At 32.5% G+C, this 19,865-nt stretch carries 30 protein-coding genes; 15 read left to right on the forward strand and 15 right to left on the reverse strand.

Annotation, left to right across the window (positions count from 1 at the left end; all coding sequences use genetic code 11):
- Window positions 1–92: 92 nt before the first annotated feature.
- From F0362_RS14255 to F0362_RS14275, 5 genes are all read right to left on the reverse strand, one after another.
- A complete protein-coding gene (locus F0362_RS14255; RefSeq protein WP_000638302.1) occupies window positions 93–335 on the reverse strand; it encodes a GlsB/YeaQ/YmgE family stress response membrane protein in 243 nt (80 codons plus the stop codon).
- Window positions 336–499: 164 nt separating this feature from the next.
- Window positions 500–1,465, reverse strand: coding sequence for a nucleoside hydrolase (locus F0362_RS14260; RefSeq protein WP_001223668.1), 966 nt, complete (start codon window positions 1,463–1,465; stop codon window positions 500–502).
- Between the two features lie 77 nt (window positions 1,466–1,542).
- Window positions 1,543–1,731, reverse strand: coding sequence for a DUF3970 family protein (locus F0362_RS14265; RefSeq protein WP_000621879.1), 189 nt, complete (start codon window positions 1,729–1,731; stop codon window positions 1,543–1,545).
- A gap of 69 nt (window positions 1,732–1,800) precedes the next feature.
- Window positions 1,801–2,586: a class I SAM-dependent methyltransferase gene (locus F0362_RS14270; RefSeq protein WP_000031294.1), complete on the reverse strand. Its 786-nt coding sequence runs from the start codon at window positions 2,584–2,586 to the stop codon at window positions 1,801–1,803.
- A 192-nt stretch (window positions 2,587–2,778) separates the two neighbouring features.
- Entirely contained in the window at window positions 2,779–3,147 is a 369-nt protein-coding gene (locus F0362_RS14275; RefSeq protein WP_033657361.1) for a hypothetical protein, read from the reverse strand.
- Window positions 3,148–3,632: 485 nt separating this feature from the next.
- Between F0362_RS14275 and F0362_RS14280 the strand changes: the two genes are divergently transcribed.
- The 8 genes from F0362_RS14280 (at window position 3,633) to coaW (ending at window position 9,822) form a co-directional block, all read left to right on the forward strand.
- Window positions 3,633–3,785, forward strand: a complete 153-nt coding sequence (locus tag F0362_RS14280) for a YqbF domain-containing protein (protein ID WP_073990761.1) — start codon at window positions 3,633–3,635, stop codon at window positions 3,783–3,785.
- A gap of 163 nt (window positions 3,786–3,948) precedes the next feature.
- Window positions 3,949–4,383 (forward strand): hypothetical protein, encoded by a 435-nt coding sequence (locus F0362_RS14285; protein WP_033657360.1) that lies wholly within the window; start codon window positions 3,949–3,951, stop codon window positions 4,381–4,383.
- A gap of 282 nt (window positions 4,384–4,665) precedes the next feature.
- Window positions 4,666–5,868 (forward strand): MFS transporter, encoded by a 1,203-nt coding sequence (locus F0362_RS14290; protein ID WP_000269231.1) that lies wholly within the window; start codon window positions 4,666–4,668, stop codon window positions 5,866–5,868.
- 154 nt (window positions 5,869–6,022) lie between these two features.
- Window positions 6,023–6,316, forward strand: coding sequence for a hypothetical protein (locus F0362_RS14295; protein ID WP_002093668.1), 294 nt, complete (start codon window positions 6,023–6,025; stop codon window positions 6,314–6,316).
- Between the two features lie 185 nt (window positions 6,317–6,501).
- A complete protein-coding gene (locus F0362_RS14300; protein WP_000760383.1) occupies window positions 6,502–6,867 on the forward strand; it encodes a hypothetical protein in 366 nt (121 codons plus the stop codon).
- Window positions 6,868–7,262: 395 nt separating this feature from the next.
- Window positions 7,263–8,462 carry an LL-diaminopimelate aminotransferase gene (locus F0362_RS14305; protein ID WP_149889840.1) on the forward strand — a complete coding sequence of 400 codons (1,200 nt, stop codon included), beginning with the start codon at window positions 7,263–7,265 and terminating at the stop codon, window positions 8,460–8,462.
- A 56-nt stretch (window positions 8,463–8,518) separates the two neighbouring features.
- The gene (locus tag F0362_RS14310) at window positions 8,519–8,917 is read left to right on the forward strand and encodes a 3-hydroxyacyl-ACP dehydratase FabZ family protein (protein WP_097979495.1); all 399 of its coding nucleotides are present in this window, start codon (window positions 8,519–8,521) and stop codon (window positions 8,915–8,917) included.
- Window positions 8,918–9,000: 83 nt separating this feature from the next.
- Window positions 9,001–9,822, forward strand: a complete 822-nt coding sequence (gene coaW / locus F0362_RS14315) for a type II pantothenate kinase (protein WP_000442513.1) — start codon at window positions 9,001–9,003, stop codon at window positions 9,820–9,822.
- Between the two features lie 15 nt (window positions 9,823–9,837).
- Here coaW and F0362_RS14320 read toward each other — a convergent pair whose 3' ends face one another.
- From F0362_RS14320 to F0362_RS14345, 6 genes are all read right to left on the reverse strand, one after another.
- Window positions 9,838–10,347, reverse strand: a complete 510-nt coding sequence (locus tag F0362_RS14320) for a 2'-5' RNA ligase family protein (protein ID WP_001259265.1) — start codon at window positions 10,345–10,347, stop codon at window positions 9,838–9,840.
- Between the two features lie 118 nt (window positions 10,348–10,465).
- Window positions 10,466–10,945 carry a CcdC family protein gene (locus F0362_RS14325; protein ID WP_149889841.1) on the reverse strand — a complete coding sequence of 160 codons (480 nt, stop codon included), beginning with the start codon at window positions 10,943–10,945 and terminating at the stop codon, window positions 10,466–10,468.
- Between the two features lie 41 nt (window positions 10,946–10,986).
- Entirely contained in the window at window positions 10,987–11,658 is a 672-nt protein-coding gene (locus F0362_RS14330; protein WP_000177830.1) for a DUF4052 family protein, read from the reverse strand.
- Window positions 11,655–12,527: an ATP-binding cassette domain-containing protein gene (locus F0362_RS14335; protein ID WP_000457684.1), complete on the reverse strand. Its 873-nt coding sequence runs from the start codon at window positions 12,525–12,527 to the stop codon at window positions 11,655–11,657. The genes F0362_RS14330 and F0362_RS14335 overlap by 4 nt, the downstream gene beginning before the upstream one ends.
- A complete protein-coding gene (locus F0362_RS14340; protein WP_000805198.1) occupies window positions 12,527–12,904 on the reverse strand; it encodes a GntR family transcriptional regulator in 378 nt (125 codons plus the stop codon). Before F0362_RS14340 ends, F0362_RS14335 begins: the two co-directional genes overlap by 1 nt.
- Before the next feature lie 145 nt (window positions 12,905–13,049).
- Window positions 13,050–13,643 (reverse strand): DUF4825 domain-containing protein, encoded by a 594-nt coding sequence (locus F0362_RS14345; protein ID WP_000876550.1) that lies wholly within the window; start codon window positions 13,641–13,643, stop codon window positions 13,050–13,052.
- A 440-nt stretch (window positions 13,644–14,083) separates the two neighbouring features.
- Between F0362_RS14345 and F0362_RS14350 the strand changes: the two genes are divergently transcribed.
- From F0362_RS14350 to F0362_RS14375, 6 genes are read left to right on the forward strand one after another with little or no spacing between them, the layout of a single operon-like run.
- Window positions 14,084–14,224, forward strand: a complete 141-nt coding sequence (locus F0362_RS14350; protein ID WP_000156182.1) for a YrzI family small protein — start codon at window positions 14,084–14,086, stop codon at window positions 14,222–14,224.
- A 27-nt stretch (window positions 14,225–14,251) separates the two neighbouring features.
- Complete coding sequence (locus F0362_RS14355; protein ID WP_000142746.1) at window positions 14,252–14,395, forward strand: YrzI family small protein; 144 nt, start codon at window positions 14,252–14,254, stop codon at window positions 14,393–14,395.
- A gap of 28 nt (window positions 14,396–14,423) precedes the next feature.
- Window positions 14,424–14,567, forward strand: coding sequence for a YrzI family small protein (locus tag F0362_RS14360; protein ID WP_000668979.1), 144 nt, complete (start codon window positions 14,424–14,426; stop codon window positions 14,565–14,567).
- 26 nt (window positions 14,568–14,593) lie between these two features.
- Window positions 14,594–14,737 carry a YrzI family small protein gene (locus F0362_RS14365; RefSeq protein ID WP_000668979.1) on the forward strand — a complete coding sequence of 48 codons (144 nt, stop codon included), beginning with the start codon at window positions 14,594–14,596 and terminating at the stop codon, window positions 14,735–14,737.
- A 26-nt stretch (window positions 14,738–14,763) separates the two neighbouring features.
- A complete protein-coding gene (locus F0362_RS14370) occupies window positions 14,764–14,904 on the forward strand; it encodes a YrzI family small protein (protein WP_000669820.1) in 141 nt (46 codons plus the stop codon).
- Window positions 14,905–14,931: 27 nt separating this feature from the next.
- Window positions 14,932–15,072, forward strand: a complete 141-nt coding sequence (locus tag F0362_RS14375; RefSeq protein ID WP_000668494.1) for a YrzI family small protein — start codon at window positions 14,932–14,934, stop codon at window positions 15,070–15,072.
- A 237-nt stretch (window positions 15,073–15,309) separates the two neighbouring features.
- Here F0362_RS14375 and F0362_RS14380 read toward each other — a convergent pair whose 3' ends face one another.
- Window positions 15,310–16,395 carry an AI-2E family transporter gene (locus F0362_RS14380; protein ID WP_000837897.1) on the reverse strand — a complete coding sequence of 362 codons (1,086 nt, stop codon included), beginning with the start codon at window positions 16,393–16,395 and terminating at the stop codon, window positions 15,310–15,312.
- Window positions 16,396–16,544: 149 nt separating this feature from the next.
- On the opposite strand from F0362_RS14380, the gene F0362_RS14385 reads away from it, so the two are divergent.
- On the forward strand, window positions 16,545–17,366 hold the full coding sequence (locus F0362_RS14385; RefSeq protein ID WP_000189690.1) for an HNH endonuclease: 822 nt from the start codon (window positions 16,545–16,547) through the stop codon (window positions 17,364–17,366).
- A 228-nt stretch (window positions 17,367–17,594) separates the two neighbouring features.
- Here F0362_RS14385 and F0362_RS30950 read toward each other — a convergent pair whose 3' ends face one another.
- The 3 genes from F0362_RS30950 to F0362_RS14395 form a co-directional block, all read right to left on the reverse strand.
- Complete coding sequence (locus tag F0362_RS30950; RefSeq protein WP_001289320.1) at window positions 17,595–17,687, reverse strand: putative holin-like toxin; 93 nt, start codon at window positions 17,685–17,687, stop codon at window positions 17,595–17,597.
- A 138-nt stretch (window positions 17,688–17,825) separates the two neighbouring features.
- Entirely contained in the window at window positions 17,826–18,938 is a 1,113-nt protein-coding gene (ssuD, locus tag F0362_RS14390) for an FMNH2-dependent alkanesulfonate monooxygenase (RefSeq protein WP_000404867.1), read from the reverse strand.
- A 76-nt stretch (window positions 18,939–19,014) separates the two neighbouring features.
- The gene (locus tag F0362_RS14395; protein ID WP_000432143.1) at window positions 19,015–19,863 is read right to left on the reverse strand and encodes an ABC transporter permease; all 849 of its coding nucleotides are present in this window, start codon (window positions 19,861–19,863) and stop codon (window positions 19,015–19,017) included.
- Window positions 19,864–19,865: the final 2 nt, after the last annotated feature.

Here is a 19,865-nt window from a genome sequence, read left to right on the forward strand (position 1 = left end):
TGCTGACACCTCCTGATTGTATAACAGTAGCATAACAGATTAGGCCATATAATTCAAAGGGACTGCTTACAAATGTAAACAGCCCCCTGTATTCATTTTCGCATCGCCCGGAATATAAAGCTTACGATGAAAATCAAAATAATCGCACCTATTAAGGCTGGAACAATCGCATATCCACCTATAATAGGTCCAAATTTACCAAGTAACGCTGTACCAAGCCAAGAACCGACAATACCAGCAATAATATTACCAATTACACCGCCAGGTACATCCCTTCCAGTAATTAAGCTTGCAAACCAACCTAATATACCACCGACAATTAAAGACCAAATCATATGATAACCTCCTTTATAATTCACCAATCAAACTATAATCAGAAACAATTGCTTACCATTAGTTATGTTTCATTTTTCATAAGTTATTCATACAGCTCAACTATTAGATTATTTGAGAACGAAGCTCACTGGACAAATGATTTTACAACTTCACATTTTACATATTAGGGACAATCAGGCTTTAATATCGTCCTCATAAATTCTTCTTTAAAAACTGGATAATTAAAACCAACCGCAATTTTTTGTACAGGCCTATTATCAAACGTGATTGGCTCAGCTATTTTTCTAAAATCCGCAACACTTTGTCCTCTCGTTACATCATTCGTCGTACTAATCCAAACTGCTGATTTTTTATATTCAAAAATATCATCATTTATAAACGAAATAAACGGCAGTAAATCATGAATAGGACTCCCAGTAATACCCGGGTATTCCTTTTTATAAAAGTTCTCATAATAAAAATCGATCATTGGTTTAATGAGTTTCGCCTGCCCCGTTCCTTCTTTATTAATAATATCAAGCATTTCAGGAGTAATAAGCGCAGCCTGTGTTACATTTAACGGATATATAGTAGCGTTCTGCGCATACTTCATAACAATATTCGCCGCAATTGGATCGCCATAAAAATTCGCTTCAGACACGGGTGTAACATTACCTGGAAATAAGAAAGCGCCTCCCATAATATAATAAGAACAAATACGATTCATTACATTTGGATATAATAAAAATAACGTTGCAAGTGTTGTTAATCTTCCTGTCGCCACAATAACTATATCTTCTGGACAAGGCTCAATTAATTTAATTAATTCACAAAAATTTTCCCGTTTACAAATTCTCATTTCAGGTGGAATAATTGGCCCTAAACCGTGATCCCCATGAATTTCCGGGAAGAATAAAGGCTCTTCAGCTGTCATTGGTCTAGCTGCACCTTCGATGATTTTCACTTCTGTAGCATAGTATTTTTCTAAAAAATATACATTCTCTGTAACGATTTCTCGCGATACATTCCCATACTCTGCGACAATTCCTATAATATCTAATTTACAAGTTTTATTTGCATAAATTAACGCAACTGCATCGTCAATACCAAAGTCTCCAAAAAAGATAATTTTCTTATTAACAATCCTCACCTCTCTTCAGCATAATCTACTATTATTATTATGTGAAAAAGACAAGGCGGTGAAACGATGCAAACTAAAAAAGCCGCCTATTTATTGGCGACTTCAATCTTTTTATAAGACAAATATGCTAATACATTCTTACTTGAATCGTATTTTGGATTGTTTCCTTTTCTCGGTTCTCTCATATGCGTTTTTTCAAATCCAGGAATGTCCGGCATTTTCTCCATAAATTCAAGCATTTCTTCTTCAGTTCCTTCAATACGTACGCGAATCATTATTGCAATTCCTCAATTCTCATTTTCTCAGTACTAAGTATAACGCACTTTGAAAAGACTTCAAGAAATTTATCTTTTTAATGTTGTACTTTTTTTACAAATAAACATAGCCATTTCAGTATAGAACGACTTTACTTTATTATTTTCAAATAGAATATGAAAGTATTCCTTCATTTCGTTTGGTGTTTTCATCATACACTCTGTTAATTTTTCACGCTTTTGCATAGGTACTTCCAGCATGTCACACCACCAGTCGAAATCAAACTTTTTATCGAAAGTGAAGCATGACTGCATTTGCAAACCATTTTTTTCTAATAAAGTAATCCATTCTGTCTTTTTCAAAGCTCTTTCATGACTCGGATCACGCTTTTTTTCTATAAAATTATAAAATGTATCATATTCATTATTTTCTGGCGAAACATTATCTATTAAAATAAATAATCCATCATCTTCTAACGTTCGATTTACTTCATAAATAAATCGCGTCGGATTTGTAAAATGATGTGCTGCAATCCTGCATGTAATTGTATCAAATGCTTTATCAGCAAATGGCAATTTTTCAGCATGTCCAACGATAAAAGATACATTGTCATGCCCATTACCTAAAATGAATTTTTTCGCATTCTCTAACATTTTTTCAGTTAAATCTAATGCAACTACTTCTTTAAACAATGGTGCTAATAAATTTGCAACATGTCCACCACCAGTAGCAATATCAAGAAGACGATTATTATGACGAGGTTCAACTTGTTGAACTACATATTGTAAATCCAGTCCTTTAGCATGAATTTTACTTTTTACATACTTTTCTGCATTATTACCAAACTGTTGTTTCATAAGCTCTTCCTTACTCATTTTATCATCTTCCTTCTATTGTTATTAATATATATGATTCATATAATAATTAAAGTTCTCTTTATGTATTTTCAAATCCTCTTTTCAGCTCACCTCTTGTAATACAGACAGACCATCGTCAAAATGATATGAATATTACTTTAAAACAAAAAAGGTTATGGGAACTAATCCCCTAACCCAACTAAATATCTATTACATTTTTATTTCCTCATATATATCTATGTAATATAAATCCTCTTTCAACTTCATAATAACTTCTACTTCATTATAAGTAGCCTCTCGAGCATGTAAACCAAATTGATTCATGCCAATCCATATCCATCCAGGTGTATGATGAAGTATATCGATATTAAAACCATCTAACTTAGTAAGCTCCGATTTAATAAATGTATCTTTAATAGCGATTTGTTTGTCTATTAAGCCATATTCTTTTCCATTTTCAAATAGCGATATAATTTTCCCTAAAATCGGATGTTCCCGAACAATAAAATGATATTCCCTTTCATCTACATTCGCCACAATCAAACGAAAATCAGATACATCAGTCCCAAAATTCGGCATATTCATTTTTTCACCCCCTTAATTAGCTTCACTAATATCATAACAAATGAATATTTAAATAAAGTTAATAAAATGTAAAAAATAAAAAAGCTGACTTCCCTTTAGGAATCAGCCTTTATATTTTAGTTACCTTTATACTTTTACAACCTATTACAATGTTTCCTTTTCCTCATCATTTCCAGAAACTAAATTTCCTATAGCATCTGCCGTTACTTCTACCACAAATTCACAAATACCTGCTACAACTTCTCCAATTACTTCATCCATCTTTTTCCCTCCTTATTTTATGTAACTTATTTGTAGTATAGAAGAGATTGGTTATTTTTAACTATCGGAAAAGGTGACAAAAACATTACAGATTTGTAAGCTATTTCAACATGTTAACATTTTTACTTCTACCTTTTGAAACCCAAAGTATGATTAACAGGTATATAGGCCACCATAATATAAAGCAAGTAATACATTCGATAGAGGAGGCGTGCAAAATCTATTACGTAAAATTAATTAAAGGAAAATCATTCTATGCGTTTGATCATCGTTACTTAGTGTCTGAAGAAGAAGAGGTTTCAGAAAAAATTTATAATTACTTACTACGTAATGAATTTTTCGAAGTTCGTAAAGAAGAATATTCTGCTTAATGTAGGAAGGGCATCAAGAAATAAACCACATACTCGTGGTTCTCTTCTTGATGCTTTTATATTATTCCCCTATATTCAACCCTATTCTATTACTATCTTCTAATATACGTCCAATCTAATCCGTCATTACCTTCATATTTTAATATATGAGGAGGTGACAACCATAACTCATATCATTGATTACCAAGCTATTCAGCCAATAAATAAAACTGACGCAACTACTTTTACAATTCCCGATTCCCCAAACAAAGCAATTCTAGCAAATATTGAATTAAAAATTCCAATAAAAGATTCACGTGATAATCGAGTAGAATTAATTGCTACAGTTGGAGTTAAAGGTATAACTGATATATCACAAATATTGTTTAGGGTTTTCCGTAACAACATTGAAATTTTCAACACACAAGTAAGTATTAGATCTACAGATTCTGAACAATATTACGTTGAAACATTTCAAACAATTAATAAAAATATAAGCTGTGGGATTCACGAATACACTTTAACTGTGGAAAATTTAACAAGTGCTGCAAGTGCAGATGTTATTGGCCCCCTCACCTTTAGTGCATTAGCAATTGGACAAGGTCATAATAGTTATTAAGCAACTCTATTTACAATAGTGTATTTTAGAAAAGTGAGACGTACTATTACGCTCTTGCTTTTTTTATTTTTTATATGTAATTAATTCAAAGTTCATTTTATTTTTAATGCTTATTTCATCAACTCATAAATCCAATTTTCGCCAAATCAAAAAGATTGAAATCCACTAATGAAACACGTAATATAGACTCTGACTCTAAAAAAGTTCGTAAAAAAATACTACATAAATAAGGAGGTTTTATATACGAGTTTTTCACTTTAAAAGACGGAGAGGTTTTACATTATGTGGCGTAATAAAAATGTTTGGATCGTTTTAATTGGGGAGTTTATTGCTGGTCTAGGTTTATGGCTTGGTATTCTTGGCAACTTAGAATTTATGCAAAAATATGTCCCTTCTGATTTTATGAAATCAGTTATATTATTTATCGGACTATTAGCAGGTGTTATCGTTGGTCCAATGGCTGGTCGGGTCATCGATCAGTATGATAAGAAAAAAGTTCTTCTTTATGCTGGGTTTGGTCGGGTTTTAAGTGTTATTTTTATGTTTTTCGCTATTCAATTTGAAAGTATAGCCTTTATGATCGCCTTTATGGTTGCACTTCAAATTTCAGCCGCATTTTATTTCCCTGCATTACAATCTGTAATTCCACTCATCGTACGTGAACATGAGTTATTACAAATGAACGGTGTACATATGAATGTTGGTACAATTGCTCGTATTGCAGGTACTTCACTAGGTGGAATTCTTTTAGTTGTAATGAGTTTACAATATATGTATGCCTTCTCAATGGCTGCATATGCTCTATTGTTCCTTTCAACTTTCTTTCTACAATTTGAAGATAAAAAATCAACAGTGCCAAGTAAACAGGCTGCAAAAGATAATAGTTTTATGGAAGTATTTCGTATTTTAAAAGGAATTCCTATTGCTTTCACAGCACTTATATTAAGTATCATCCCACTATTATTTATTGCTGGTTTTAATTTAATGGTTATTAACATTAGTGAAATGCAACATGATCCAACGATTAAAGGATTCATATATACAATTGAAGGTGTTGCATTTATGTTAGGTGCCTTCGTTATTAAACGTTTATCTGATTATTTTAAACCTGAAAAATTACTATATTTCTTCGCAGTTTGTACCGCTTTTGCACACCTTTCATTGTTCTTTAGCGATATAAAATGGATGGCTCTTACATCATTTGGTTTGTTTGGCTTTAGTGTCGGCTGTTTCTTCCCTATTATGTCGACAATTTTCCAAACGAAAGTAGAAAAAAGCTATCACGGCCGCCTCTTCTCATTCCGTAATATGTTTGAGAGAGTTATGTTCCAAATTGTCTTACTTGGAACTGGCTTCTTCTTAGATACGATTGGGTTGCAATATATGGTTCTCATCTTCGGAGTCGTTTCGTTGTTGATTATTTCTATTTCCCTTTCTAAACAGAAACATTATGAAAAACAACCTTCGCAATCTGCGAATTTATAACGTAAACATTATTGGGCATGGATTCAGTTTTATACTGGGCCATGCCTTTTTGTTTTATAAAAAACCATTTAATATGTTAAGTGAAACGATTTAAAGGAGTCCCCCTTTCGCTTTCGAATATAGTATATAAATAATAAATAAAGGAGTTGCGAAAATGTATGATGGCATGCAGTTATTTATTATCTTTATTTTTGTAATAGTTATATTTAGCATCCTAAACTTTTTAACCATTTCCCTTTCTCAACATAGCTTTAAAAGGCGAATTGTGGCAGGTTTCGTTTTCTTATTGTTAACTCCCATTGTCTTTTTGACTACTACAGCATTCGCTTCTATATTCGATAAAAGTGGATTTAGCGTAGGTACGTTAGCCTTTATTATTGCAAGTGTATATATTTTAAATGGAATAGTCATCCTACTTTCCTCCTCATTTATCCTCAAAAAGGCATAGCAAAAATTATACTGATAGGCATGAAAAACTAGTATTACGGTAAATTCATGTCTTTTATTTTTGCTATGCTTTTCCCAATTTTTATGTGAAATTAAGTAATTCTTTAAAAAAATTTAAACTTTATTTATTACAATATTTCTATCGTATTCGCACGTTTATTAGCCATAATAAGAAAGGAGCACAAAATGAAAAAATATCTACTTATATTTCCTATACTGATCGTTTTACTTAGTGGCTGCAACAAGAATGATATATACGGTTCTTGGGAAGTCGTTGACAATAAAAACGGTGAATGTCCTGTATATTATAAATTTGAAACAGTTGTCAAAAAAGAAAATAAAGAGGAAATTGTTCAAAATTTAGTAGAAATGCAAACTACAAATAAAAAAGAGGATTTATATAAAGGTTCATTTGTCAAAAATTCTAATGTATATCACATTGATTATGGCAACTCATTTACATCAGATCAAACTTTAAAGGTTGTCGATGATACATTATTAAATGTATATTTTTTGACAGCTGAAAAATTATGTACATATAAAAAGAAATGATTACATTTCAGATGAGACGCAGGAAATATTTTCTGCGTTATTTCACTTTAGAAAGCTTTCTCAAAAACATTTCCCTCTTTTTAATCTTTTAATTTGAATGTATAATTGCTTAATAATCTAAATAATTTCACTGTGAGGTGCTTATTATGAGAAGTTTAAGTTCCTTACTTATATCAACAATTTGTCCCGTCATCCTAATCCGCGTAGAAAGATATAATAGACATTTCAATTAACCATTCTAGCCTATATACAGCTTCCTCTTTCAAAATAGACTAACCCTTCCTCTAAATTTGTCAATCGTTTTAATTTTCATAAAAAAGTGATAAAATGTAAACATGTGTTTTCAGAATAATTAAATACGTAGAAAGAAAGCACTGTTTTTAGGAGGGGTTTTGATGACTTACACGTTAGCAACTAGAATGAAAGCATTCCAATCTTCTATATTTAGTGAATTAGGGGCCTATAAAAAAGAGAAAATTGCAGCAGGTCATAAAATGATTGATTTAAGTATCGGAAATCCTGATATGCCTCCTGCTGATTTCGTAAGAGAAGCAATGGTACATACAGCAAGTGAAAAAGAAAGCTATGGATACACATTAACAGGTATTCAAGAATTTCACGAAGCTGTAACTGAATATTACAATAACACTCATAACGTTATATTAAATGCTGAAAAAGAGATTTTATTATTAATGGGTTCACAGGATGGACTCGTTCATTTACCGATGGTTTATGCAAATCCAGGAGATATTATATTAGTTCCTGATCCAGGATATACAGCTTATGAAACAGGTATTCAAATGGCTGGTGCAACATCGTACTACATGCCATTAAAGAAAGAGAATGATTTCTTACCTAACTTACAAGTTATCCCTGAAGAGATCGCCGATAAAGCAAAGATGATGATTTTGAACTTCCCAGGGAATCCAGTTCCAGCAATGGCACATGAAAATTTCTTTAAAGAAGTAATCGCATTCGCGAAAAAACATAATATTATTGTTGTCCATGATTTTGCTTATGCTGAATTTTATTTCGATGGCAACAAACCAATTAGCTTCCTCTCTCTACCTGGTGCAAAAGAAGTTGGCGTAGAAATAAACTCTTTATCAAAAAGTTATAGTTTAGCAGGTAGCCGCATTGGTTATATGATTGGAAATGAGGAAATTGTCGGAGCGCTTACGCAATTTAAGTCTAATACAGATTACGGTGTATTTTTGCCTATTCAAAAAGCAGCATCTACAGCACTAAGAAATGGTGCGGAGTTTTGCGAGAAAAACCGCACCATTTATCAAGAACGTAGAGATACTTTAGTCAATGGGTTCCGAACGTTTGGCTGGAATGTCGATAAGCCAGCTGGCAGTATGTTCGTATGGGCTGAAATACCGAATGGATGGACTTCTCTAGAATTCGCTTATGCATTAATGGATCGTGCAAATGTCGTTGTAACACCAGGTCATGCATTCGGACCTCACGGAGAAGGCTTTGTACGTATTGCTCTTGTTCAAGATAATGCGGTATTACAACAAGTCGTTGAAAACATTAGAAATAGCGGCATTTTTTCTCTTGAAATAATAGAGGAATTAGTTAAAAATTAGTTACTACTCCCCTGCTTAACTTTAGCAGGGGTATTATTTATTGGAGGTACTTTCATATGCACATTAAAGATACACTACCCCATCGTTATCCATTTTTAATGATTGATAAAGTAACAAGTATAAAACAAGGTGAATCCGTGACAGGATACAAACTCATTACAAATAACGAATGGTTTATAAATGATACGCAAAAACATATGCCTCATATGTTAATTGTAGAAGCACTTGCGCAGCTTAGTGCATTTGTAAATACAAGTGACTCTGAAGGATTAGGCTTTCTCTCCTCATTAGATGGAGTTGAGTTCCATGAGAAAGGATACCCTGGTGATAAACTTGATTTACATTATGAGCTAACACGTAACCGTCGAGGGTTTGTTCTCGGTACAGGTACGGCAACAGTTAACAGCCACCCTATTGTAACTATAAAAAAACTATTAATATATCAAGCAGATTAATCACTATTTGATCCGCCCGGGATATCTATCCCACGCCAATTGGGCTTATAAGATAAATATATTACGTAGTTAGGAGTAGGAAAATGGAAAGAACTATCGGTATCGATGCTGGAGGAACATTAACGAAAATTGCTTATATTAATGAAAAAAAGGAATTAGCTTTTGAAAAGTTTTATTCACATGAACAAGATAAAATTATGGATTGGCTTCAGAGCAATAATAGAATGAAACAAATATGTATTACAGGTGGTAAAGCGAAACTATTACAACAACTACTTTCGGATGCATATACAATAGTAGAGCTAAACGAATTTGAAGCTACTCTTGCAGGTGTACGATACATATTAAAAGAAGAAAAACATTCTATAAACAACTTTATTTTAACCAATATCGGTACAGGTACTTCTATCCATTACGTTTATAATGACCATTATATTCGAGCTGGAGGAACTGGAGTTGGCGGAGGTACTATTATGGGACTTTCAAAATTATTAACAAATATTGATCATTTTGAAGATGTAATCCCTCTTACAAACATAGGTTCTAGAAAAGAACTAGATATTACGGTGGGAGATATTTATGGTGGTATTCTCTCTCCTATTGATAATAGTTTAACTGCAAGCAATTTTGGTAAAGCCGCTATTACAGACTCAAATTATAATAGCTCAGATATAATCGCTACTGTACAAGGACTTGTCGGTGAAGTCGTTACTGCATTAAGCCTTCAATTCGCCGAAGCAAAAAACATTGACCATATTATTTATATTGGTTCGACTCTATGTAATAATGTACACCTTCAAAATATTATTAGTAGCTACACAAAATATCAAAATAAAACACCAATCTTTTTACAAGATGATGGTTATAGTGGTGCGATTGGCGCTTTACTTCATGCTACAAAATAAAGAGGCTGACTTTTGTCAGCTTTTTTGCAATGGTACTTCAAATTCAATAATTGACTCTTCGTTCTCTCCAATTCGCTCCACACTAATTCTATTAATCACACAATTTAATTTCTCATGAAAACTAGGAATACTTTTAACTACTTCAGCAGCTAGCTCAGCACTTTCTTTTCTCCCGACTGTTACATGCGGGATGTACGGAATGTCTTCTTTCAAAAACTGTAATAAAGGTCCTGTATACAGGATATTACGTAGATCTTCTATTTGTTCTTTCCCTTTTTCAACTCGTAAAAACAAATATGCTCCTTCACTCGTTATTTGATTCGCAAATTCAATTTCTATATTATATATCTTTTTTGACACATTCAAAATATGTAATTTCAACTCATCATTTGAAATAGGACTTTCAAACGGAAATACAATTGTAACATGCGGTGGGATTAATCCGAATAAAGGATTATGCTCTAGTCTAATGTCCTCTATTTCATGGATGGACATGTTGTTTAGAAAAAGTACAATGGTACGCATTTTTATATCCCCTACTTCCCCTTAATTTTTTATATTTATCATATTGTATGGCAGCCTGTACTTCAACAAATTGTTTTGCTTACATCTAAAAATAAAAAACTTCTCAAATGAGAAGTTTTCATATAGCAGGATTATTATTTTCCCGCCAAACTTTCCTAAATTTTATATAACAAGCAATTCTCCATGGAATAATATACGAAACGGCAACGACATAAAATAATAAACCAATCGTTTGTGGATCCAAATCAACAATATATTGCCTTGAACCGTATCTTAAAACAACAAGTGCAATAAAAGTAATTAGAAAAGCTGTGCTTTTTTTCGTATAAATATTCCCATCATCTCTTCGTTCGTAATTTGTTAAAATTATAAGTGGTACGGCGAAAAGAATCCCAATGCATGCTGCTAAAACCACTTGTAAAATAGCTGGATGTACGGGACCAAAAAACCATATTATCCCTGGCGTTAAAAATAGTAATGGCCACAAAATTCGTTTTCCTATTCCTTTTATCGGTTTGTACATAGAACGGTAACGACGCCAAAATATTAGTAGTGCAATGCATACAAAGACGGTTATTAGTGAAGAAGTGTCTCCCATTTGTTTTTCCTACTCTCCCAAAATATATATTTAATTACACTTTAAATGGTTTGCTCAAATGATACTTTTCGAATAAATATACCGCTAGTCACGATATAGACGATAGTTAAAACAATTGAAATGACAATAAAGTATGGGATATCTATTAAAGATAGATTAGATGTAGAATTTAAATCCTGTATTCCTACTTCTGCATAAAGTACACTATTCAATGATATAAAAAATGTTCCGCCTATCATAAGACCAATCCACTTAAAACGTTTCTTAATCACTACTGCTACTTGAAAAAAAGTTGCAATTGTAACATACAATAATAGTTGTACAATAAACTGTTTAACTGAGTGTTCTCCTAAACTAATATTTACTGTTCTATACAATGTATTTTGTAAAATAATCACTTGAAGGAATGAGAAAACCGCAGCTTGTAATATGATATAGCAAACTGATCCAATGAAAAACTGTAATCTCGTTACTCCAAATGAAACTGCTAAACGAAACACATCATCCTGTATAATAAAAGTACTTACTACTATAAACAATGTAATTACAATCGAAGGATTATTTAATATATGTTGTAAAAATCCTTCTCTTATTTCTTTTAACTCCATTACACTTGTGATTCCTTTTATAAGTAAAGCTGTAATCCAAAATATTAAAATTGCTTTATAATGAAATTTTATATGTAACTTTAACTGCTTCATTATCATCGTCATTTCACTTCACCACCAGTTATATGAATAAATAGTTTTTGTAATGTAATTCTATCAACTACTAATCCCTCTTTTTCAACAGAATAATAATCTTCATTAGAAAGCTCTTCCCATATAACAGTAATGCCTTTGTTCCCATAAACTTCTCGATTTAAAACTTTTTTATTAATTGAGAACTCATCCACTTTATCTTTTTTCCCCGAAATAATATGTCCTTGTTGTAATAAATCTTCCACTGATGATTGAACAACTAATCTTCCTTCTTTTATGATGATTATCTCTTCAATTACATGAGTTACTTCTTCTACTAAATGTGTTGATAATATAATTGTTCGAGGATGCTCACCATAATCTTCTAATAGTAAACTATAAAACAACTCACGATGCGCTGCGTCTAAACCTGTAGTTGGTTCATCAAAAATAGTAATTGGTGCTCTACTTGCTAGTCCTTGTATTATTCCAACGACTGTTTGCATACCATGTGATAGTTTATGGTATTTCTCTGTCATATTAAGCTGAAACTTATCAGCAAGTTTTTCAGCGTACTCTCCATCCCAATTTTTATAAAACATGCTACACATCTTAAAAATTTCTCTTACTTTATAACTTAAATGAGCTTCTTCTTTCACTCTAACAAAACAAATATTTTGCATCGCTTTACTATTTTCAAATACATTTTCACCTAATATTGATACATTTCCACTACTTGAAATAATTTGTCCTGCGAGTAAATTTAATAGTGTCGTTTTCCCTGCTCCGTTCCTTCCAAGCAAACCATATATTTTATGCTCTTCCAATGAAATAGTTACTTCATTTACAGCTATTTTCTTTTTATATTTTTTCGTTAAATCTTTCGTTTCAAGTGCAAACATTACGCTTTCCCCTCCTTCGTAATTTTTTGTATCATATCCATCAATTCGCCTTTTGATATTTCTAGTACTTTTGCTTCTTCCCACACTTTAGGTAAATACTCTGTCATAAAAGTATTTTGTCTTTTTTTTAGTACGACTTCTTTTGCTCCCTTTGCAACAAACATCCCGATCCCTCTCTTTTTATATAGAATCCCCTCATCTACTAATACATTTACCCCTTTAGCTGCAGTAGCTGGATTTATTTGTAACATCTTTGCAAATTGATTTGTCGATGGAACTTGTTCTTCTTCAAGCAATATATCTTTTAAAATATCAGATTCAATAGTTTCCGCAATTTGTAAGTATATTAACTTATTTTGTTCTAGAGTAGGTTTCACAATTTCACCACCTTAGGTTCATAGGTTCATTACTTATGTAATTAACCATATCACATTACAAATGTTTTTTCCATAAATTTCTTATACATAAAAAGGAATCATTCATTTAAGAATGATTCCCTAAAAAAACTCGTAGTTTCAACAATTATTCCAACTGCTTCACTGGATATTTAGCAAATAAAGATTGCCTAAAATCTTTATCATTCACAAGCATTTTAATTTTTTCTTCATTGCCCTTAAAAAACTTTATAACTTTATTTTTATCCCATATATCTTTTTCTTTTGGAAAATCATCGAATTTCCTATGCAAAATTGATAACATTTCTTCCCTCGTTATCTTAAAGTTTTTATTTTCTATTTGAAACTCATACGCTTTTGCATTTGGTACTAAAATCACTAGATATATAGCATTAAAGAGAAAATTCTTCTTCATCGTATCCTTCCCATCAAACCAATACGTCTCAATCATTTCTTCTGTAAGAGTCCCACTCTCTTTTACGCCATAGTTCACTTTTATACTTTCATTTTCTAAACTTATACTTTGAACTGTTCCACCACCGGGTAAATTTTTAACAATTGCAACCACATCTGAATTATTACCAACGTACGTTCCAGTATATTTCTTAAAATCATCTGACCTAACATCAGATATATCTTTTATTCTTTCTCCGTTAGAACAAGCCGTCATAAATAAAAAAATTGTTAGCATAACGAGCACATTACGATGCATATATTTCATTTAGCATCCCCCATTTTTATCGATATTTCGTTACTTACTATACTGCTTTTCAAATCCCTTTTAAATATAAGCATTTTAATCAAAATTAAAAATTTTCAATTTTTAGGTTTACAATTATCCATTAATTGTATATAATTACTAACGTAAGAAAAAAATTCTAAAAGGAGGTCGAAGAAAATGATGAAATTACAATTACATGCATTAACTTTTGCGTTAGCTGCACCTTTGTTTTTCGGACAATTGAATATGAATTCGACCACCCTAATGGAGAATTGAAGATCGTATATTATTTCTTTTAATTCATAAATTCGCCACAGGAGGTCGCATACTTTCCTGTGGCTTTTTCACGCCCAGCCGTAGGAGAACTGTATCTTCCTGTGGTTTTTTTGTGCGGTTTTTTAGTCTCTTACATTATTTTTTAAAGAAAGGAGCAACATTCAATGACTATTAGCGTATTGTTTTTAAGTATTACGATTCAAAGAAATAGACGTTCCAATACGGAACTGCTTCATAATGCGCGAATTCAAAAAGCTATGGATGATGTTAAGGAGCGCCAAGTGCTTTATTGTGATCACCTGTAATTCCTTTTCGAAAGGAGGAATTCATTTATGACTTTTCATGTTTTCTTTTTTACGACTGCACTTCAGAAAAACACTTTATCTGAAGATGAAATCATTCGTAAACAACAAGTAAAACAAACAACTGATAAAATAACTGACATTAAAATTTCATACTATACACAAATGTATTAAAAATATATTTTAAAGGAGCAATATCTTCATGAAATTTAAAGCATTCTTTTTAACCATTACCATTCAAAAACGTAAGCTTTCACAAAATGAGGTTTTACACGATCAACACGTTCAAACTACTATGGACGAAGTAAAAGAGCTTCAATCTTCTTTTTACAATCGTCTGTTCTAAATAAATCCTAAAGGGGTAATAATTCAATGAAATTTAAAGCATTCTTTTTAACCATTACCATTCAAAAGCGTAAACTTTCACAAAATGAGGTTTTACACGATCAACACGTTCAAACTACTATGGACGAAGTAAAAGAGCTTCAATCTTCTTTTTACAATCGTCTGTTCTAAATAACTTATAAAGGGGTAAAAATCTAATGAAATTTAAAGTATTCTATTTAACCATTACCATTCAAAAACATAATTTTTCTGAAACTGAAATGCTTCACGAACGTCAAATTAATCAAGCTATGGATTATGTAAAAGAAAGACAGAGTCATTACTGTAGTCATTTGTAATTCCCATTTGAAAGGAGGAATTCACATATGAAGTTTCACCTTTTCTTTTTAACTATTACGATTCAAAAAGAAACGATTTCTCAAAATGAATTAAAACAAGAGCAACAGTATAAACAAATTATTGATGAAATTCGTGATTGTAAAAGTAAATATTACACTCACCTATAGTTTATATGAATTAACTTGAAAGGAGTCGATTATGATGTTGATAGTACGGTGTAAAGAAATGATTTGGATAGTTCAGAGGGATTCCACATAGTTTTATAGACCTTAAATCCCACAAGTTTACCGTTAAATTTGATATATAAAAAACATATAATAAAATCGCATTAATACACTTTTTTATATTGATTAACAAACGAAAGATACACCACTTAAAAAGCGGTGTATCTTCCTCAACATATACTATTTTCGATTATTTCGTTTCGTTTTAAACAATCTTACTAAGTTTGAAACAACTGTTTTTGTTACTGCATAAACTGGTACTGCTAAAATCATTCCGATAATTCCCGCGAAATTACCTACCCCTAAAATTAAGATAATAATTGTTAACGGGTGAATATTTAATTTCGAACTCATAATACGTGGTGAAATAATATTACTTTCAAACTGTTGTACTATTGTAACAATAATAATTACGTACAATGCTTGCATCGGAGATACGAACAAACCTACAATAACAGCTGGTGCCGCACCGATAAATGGACCTAAGTTAGGAATGATATTTGTAAATGCTGCAATAATTCCTAAAACAAAAGCGTACGGTAAATCGATAATTAAATAACCGATGAAAGTAAAAGCACCAACAAATATACAAACGAGCGCTTGCCCTTGAATATATGCAGATAACGTTTCATTCGTTTCCTTTATGATACGAAGTCCTTCTTCACGGTAAGACTCTGGTAATAAGCTAACCGCTTTTCCTGGAAAGGCATGCCCATCTTTAAACATGTAAAATAAAATGAACGGTACTGTAAAGATAACTAACGCAACGTTCGTGATGATACCAAATAAAGCCGTTGCACTCGACGTAATTGTATTTGGTATATCCTTTAAGTATTCAATTGCATTTTTTTCAATTGTTTCAATGGAAACGTAATTTTGTGTAGATAACCATTCAAACAATCTGTGATGTGATAAATCTTGTATGTATACTTTTCCCTCTTTTATATACCCTGGCATATTTTTCACTAAATCCATTAACTGTTGTGAAATCGTCGGAACAACTACTCCAACGCCAACCGCAGTTAATGTGATGATAAAAAGATATAACAGTAGAATCGCTAAATTTCTAGGTACTTTTTTATTCTCCAAAAAGACTAATACAGGATTAAATATGAAGTATAAAAAAAGCGCGATTAAGATTGGGAAAAACAATGTTGATATGAAGATACCAATCGGTTGAAATAGAAACGATATTTTTGTGCAAATAAATATGATTCCTACAACCATTAGCACTTCTAATGTCCAAAAGTGCACTTTCGATTTCAAACAAACGTCCTCCTTTAAACTAGCACTTCTCTTTATTGTACCAAATTAAACTTTAATTTCACATAATATTTTCCTTTACAATATTCCAAAATACCAATAAATACACTACAATGAGAATACATACAAATTTGCAGGTAAAGGTGATAAAAATGACACAATGCATCATTTGCAGAAAAGATACGAAAGAACTGAGTGAACAATATGTCATCCCAGAAATATTATGTGGCTATTATTTCACAAACTCAATTTGTGATACTTGTCATGAACAAATGACAACAAATATTGATCGCCCTTTAATTAGGCATAAATTAAGTCAATTTAAGATTGAGCAAATGAAAAAACAAATCGACTCCCCTCTCTATACAAATGAGCATGGTGAGGAACTTGCGGCGGCTGAAACAGATGTTGTTGAAGTAAGTGATGAAATACTTTATTCCAATGCATTAATTATGAAACTATGTAAAAAGCACGATATTTCTCTACATAATGAAATTTGGAAAGAAGAACGTGTAACGAAAGTAGCTAGCTCTATTCAACGTGAATTACTTTTAGATAACCGTAAATACAAAATGAGCGTATTAAAAATGGCTTACGCTTTCGCTGTACAAACAATTGATGGCTACTTTGAAGATCCAGATGCAATTGATATTTCTAATATTCTATCAAATGCCGATTTCATGGAATTAAAAGAAAAGAGTATTGTTCGTGACTTAAGCAAAAGTTCATTATGGAATACATTAAATACAAATAGTGAAAACCATTACTTTATTTTACTTAGCGATAAAGACGGCCTATTCTGCTTCATTCGTTTGTTTGACATCTTTGATGTTGTCGTTCATTTATCAGAAAAGCGATATGAACTTGCATCGCCAATTGTCGGCGTAAATAATGTGAATAAGCAAGAATTTTATGTCCAAACTTTAAAACAGTATATGGATGGGTTATTTAAAGAAACATCATCTACTATTTAATCAAAATCAGAACATACGGTCTCCTTTCTTCATGAAAAGACACTGTGTTATAATGAGTATGAAAAGAACAATACAATCACATAAACTAATTATAAATTGTATATAAATAAAAAAGACTAGTGTGCGGCTACACACTAGTCCACGTAACTTAGCAGATTGGATTGTTCACTTATCCTATTTGTTTCTTACAAACAAAACAACCCACATTCTATTGGCTTAGGTGGGTTGTTATTTTTTGAGCTTGTCTATTAAAACAACGACGAACGTTAACAATGCAACGAGAAACAGTCCACCCTGCAGTAGCAACGCTATTTCACTCATGTATTATCACCCCCCTCCTATTCGGAGAAGTGATAATTGAACAACCAACCGTACCTTAAGTTACTATTTAATTTTACCATATTTTCTGATAGTTTACGATGAAAACCCGCATGCGAATCGCTTGCGGGTTTTTTCTCATTATTTTTTTAATGCAAATGCATCAGCTATCATTTCACCAACAATTTTATTTTCTTGTTTCTTCTCATCTTTCAATAAAGGGAATAACAGTTCTGCCACTTCATATGCCTCTTCTAAATGAGGATATCCCGATAAAACAAATGTATCAATTCCTAACGCTTCATATTCTTTTATTCTTTCCGCTACCGTTTGCGGATCTCCTACAAGTGCAGTGCCTGCACCACCTCTTACAAGTCCGATTCCAGCCCATAAGTTTGGGCTTATCTCTAACGACTCCCTTGTTCCTTTATTTAAATATGTCATCCGTTTTTGGCCAACTGAATCATATCTTGCAAATGTCTTTTGAGCAAGCTCAATCGTTTGATTATCTACATATTGAATTAAACGTTCTGCCTCTTCCCATGCTTCTTCTTCTGTTTCTCTTACAATTACGTGCAACCTGATACCGAATCGTACCGTACGCCCCTTCTCTTCTGCAAGTTTTCTTACTTCCTCTATTTTCTCTTTTACTTGCTGAGGTGGCTCTCCCCACGTTAAATATACATCACTATGTTCAGCTGCAACTTCTTTTCCAGCAGCTGATGACCCTCCGAAATATATAGGAGGATACGGTGTTTGGACTGGCGGGAACACGACTTTACTTTCTGTAACTTTAATATGTTTTCCTTCTAATGAGATCGTTTCACCTTGCAAGGTCGATTTCCAAACTTTTAAAAATTCATCCGCTGCTTCATACCTTTCGTCATGTTCAAGATACAATCCATCTCCTTGTAGTTCAACGGGATCTCCTCCAGCTACTACATTAATAAGTAATCGACCATCTGAAATTCTATCAAATGTAGATGCCATCCTCGCTGCAACTGTAGGTGACATTAATCCTGGTCTCACTGCTACTAAAAATTTTAGTTTTTCTGTTTCAGCAGCAAGAGCTGAAGCTAACACCCAAGGGTCTTCACATCCTTGACCAGTTGGAAGTAAAACACCCGTATATCCTAAATAATCAGCCGCCTCAGCAACTTGTTTATAATAACCATACTCAGCTGCTCTTCCTCGTTTTGTCGTTCCTAAATATCGACCATCTCCATAAGCCGGAATAAACCATAATATTTCCATACTCTTGCACACCCCTTATTTATTTTGAAACGCAAACTAAAAATCTGTATATAAATTACCCCTAATAATTTACATATTAATTCCCTGTCTCACCTTTAAAACTATCTCGCCACCTTAAAAACTTCACTTCTAGTAAACGGACGAGTGAATCAGAAAACTTCCCGACGAATGCAAAGATTATAATACCGACAAATACGATATCTGTATTTGAAAATTGCCTTGCATCCATAATCATATAACCGATACCTTCTGTAGATCCCATAAGTTCTGCTACTACTAAACTCACCCATGCAACACCTAACGATAACCTTGCTCCTAGTAAAAGGTTAGGCAATGCAGCTGGTAAAATTAGTTTCGTAATTAATTTTCGTTTATTAAACTCTAATACTCTCGCAACATCAAATAACTTTGAGTCTACACCTCGTATCCCTAAAAACGCATTTACGTATAAAGGAAAAAATGCACCGTCCGCAATTAATAATACTTTCGATGTTTCGCCAAAACCAAACCATAATACGAAAAGCGGCGCAACAGCTAAATGAGGTACAGTTCTTAACATTTGCACAGATGGATCTAAATATTGCTCACTTCTCGTTGAAAATCCAACAATCGTTCCTAAAATAACCCCTAAGCCCCCGCCAATAAAAAAACCAGCTGCGGCCCTGAATACACTAATACTTAAATGGCCGAATAACTCTCCTGTTTTAATAAGCTCTTGGAAAGCTAGAAAAATATCTAATGGTGTTGGTAAAACTGTTTTAGTGACAAGACCGAATACGCCAGCCAACTGCCAAATTATTAATATAATAACCGGTATAGTAATCGCCCTTACTAAAACTTTTATATTTAACTTCCGCACCTTCTTTACGCTGTTTTTCTCAATCATTATACTCGCTGATTTCATAACAGCTTTCGTATTTTCCACTT

The organism is Bacillus sp. BS98 (assembly GCF_008432245.1).
GTDB lineage: Bacteria > Bacillota > Bacilli > Bacillales > Bacillaceae_G > Bacillus_A > Bacillus_A toyonensis.

Bases quoted from the DNA above. Each gene is read 5' to 3' on its own strand.
- F0362_RS14255 (WP_000638302.1), bottom strand. From the start codon at position 335: ATGATTTGGTCTTTAATTGTCGGTGGTATATTAGGTTGGTTTGCAAGC.
- F0362_RS14265 (WP_000621879.1), bottom strand. From the start codon at position 1,731: ATGATTCGCGTACGTATTGAAGGAACTGAAGAAGAAATGCTTGAATTT.
- F0362_RS14270 (WP_000031294.1), bottom strand. From the start codon at position 2,586: ATGAGTAAGGAAGAGCTTATGAAACAACAGTTTGGTAATAATGCAGAA.
- F0362_RS14275 (WP_033657361.1), bottom strand. From the start codon at position 3,147: ATGCCGAATTTTGGGACTGATGTATCTGATTTTCGTTTGATTGTGGCG.
- F0362_RS14290 (WP_000269231.1), top strand. From the start codon at position 4,666: ATGTGGCGTAATAAAAATGTTTGGATCGTTTTAATTGGGGAGTTTATT.
- F0362_RS14295 (WP_002093668.1), top strand. From the start codon at position 6,023: ATGTATGATGGCATGCAGTTATTTATTATCTTTATTTTTGTAATAGTT.
- F0362_RS14300 (WP_000760383.1), top strand. From the start codon at position 6,502: ATGAAAAAATATCTACTTATATTTCCTATACTGATCGTTTTACTTAGT.
- F0362_RS14305 (WP_149889840.1), top strand. From the start codon at position 7,263: ATGACTTACACGTTAGCAACTAGAATGAAAGCATTCCAATCTTCTATA.
- F0362_RS14310 (WP_097979495.1), top strand. From the start codon at position 8,519: ATGCACATTAAAGATACACTACCCCATCGTTATCCATTTTTAATGATT.
- coaW (WP_000442513.1), top strand. From the start codon at position 9,001: ATGGAAAGAACTATCGGTATCGATGCTGGAGGAACATTAACGAAAATT.
- F0362_RS14320 (WP_001259265.1), bottom strand. From the start codon at position 10,347: ATGCGTACCATTGTACTTTTTCTAAACAACATGTCCATCCATGAAATA.
- F0362_RS14325 (WP_149889841.1), bottom strand. From the start codon at position 10,945: ATGGGAGACACTTCTTCACTAATAACCGTCTTTGTATGCATTGCACTA.
- F0362_RS14330 (WP_000177830.1), bottom strand. From the start codon at position 11,658: ATGACGATGATAATGAAGCAGTTAAAGTTACATATAAAATTTCATTAT.
- F0362_RS14335 (WP_000457684.1), bottom strand. From the start codon at position 12,527: ATGTTTGCACTTGAAACGAAAGATTTAACGAAAAAATATAAAAAGAAA.
- F0362_RS14345 (WP_000876550.1), bottom strand. From the start codon at position 13,643: ATGAAATATATGCATCGTAATGTGCTCGTTATGCTAACAATTTTTTTA.
- F0362_RS14350 (WP_000156182.1), top strand. From the start codon at position 14,084: ATGACTATTAGCGTATTGTTTTTAAGTATTACGATTCAAAGAAATAGA.
- F0362_RS14355 (WP_000142746.1), top strand. From the start codon at position 14,252: ATGACTTTTCATGTTTTCTTTTTTACGACTGCACTTCAGAAAAACACT.
- F0362_RS14360 (WP_000668979.1), top strand. From the start codon at position 14,424: ATGAAATTTAAAGCATTCTTTTTAACCATTACCATTCAAAAACGTAAG.
- F0362_RS14365 (WP_000668979.1), top strand. From the start codon at position 14,594: ATGAAATTTAAAGCATTCTTTTTAACCATTACCATTCAAAAGCGTAAA.
- F0362_RS14370 (WP_000669820.1), top strand. From the start codon at position 14,764: ATGAAATTTAAAGTATTCTATTTAACCATTACCATTCAAAAACATAAT.
- F0362_RS14375 (WP_000668494.1), top strand. From the start codon at position 14,932: ATGAAGTTTCACCTTTTCTTTTTAACTATTACGATTCAAAAAGAAACG.
- F0362_RS14385 (WP_000189690.1), top strand. From the start codon at position 16,545: ATGACACAATGCATCATTTGCAGAAAAGATACGAAAGAACTGAGTGAA.
- F0362_RS30950 (WP_001289320.1), bottom strand. From the start codon at position 17,687: ATGAGTGAAATAGCGTTGCTACTGCAGGGTGGACTGTTTCTCGTTGCA.
- ssuD (WP_000404867.1), bottom strand. From the start codon at position 18,938: ATGGAAATATTATGGTTTATTCCGGCTTATGGAGATGGTCGATATTTA.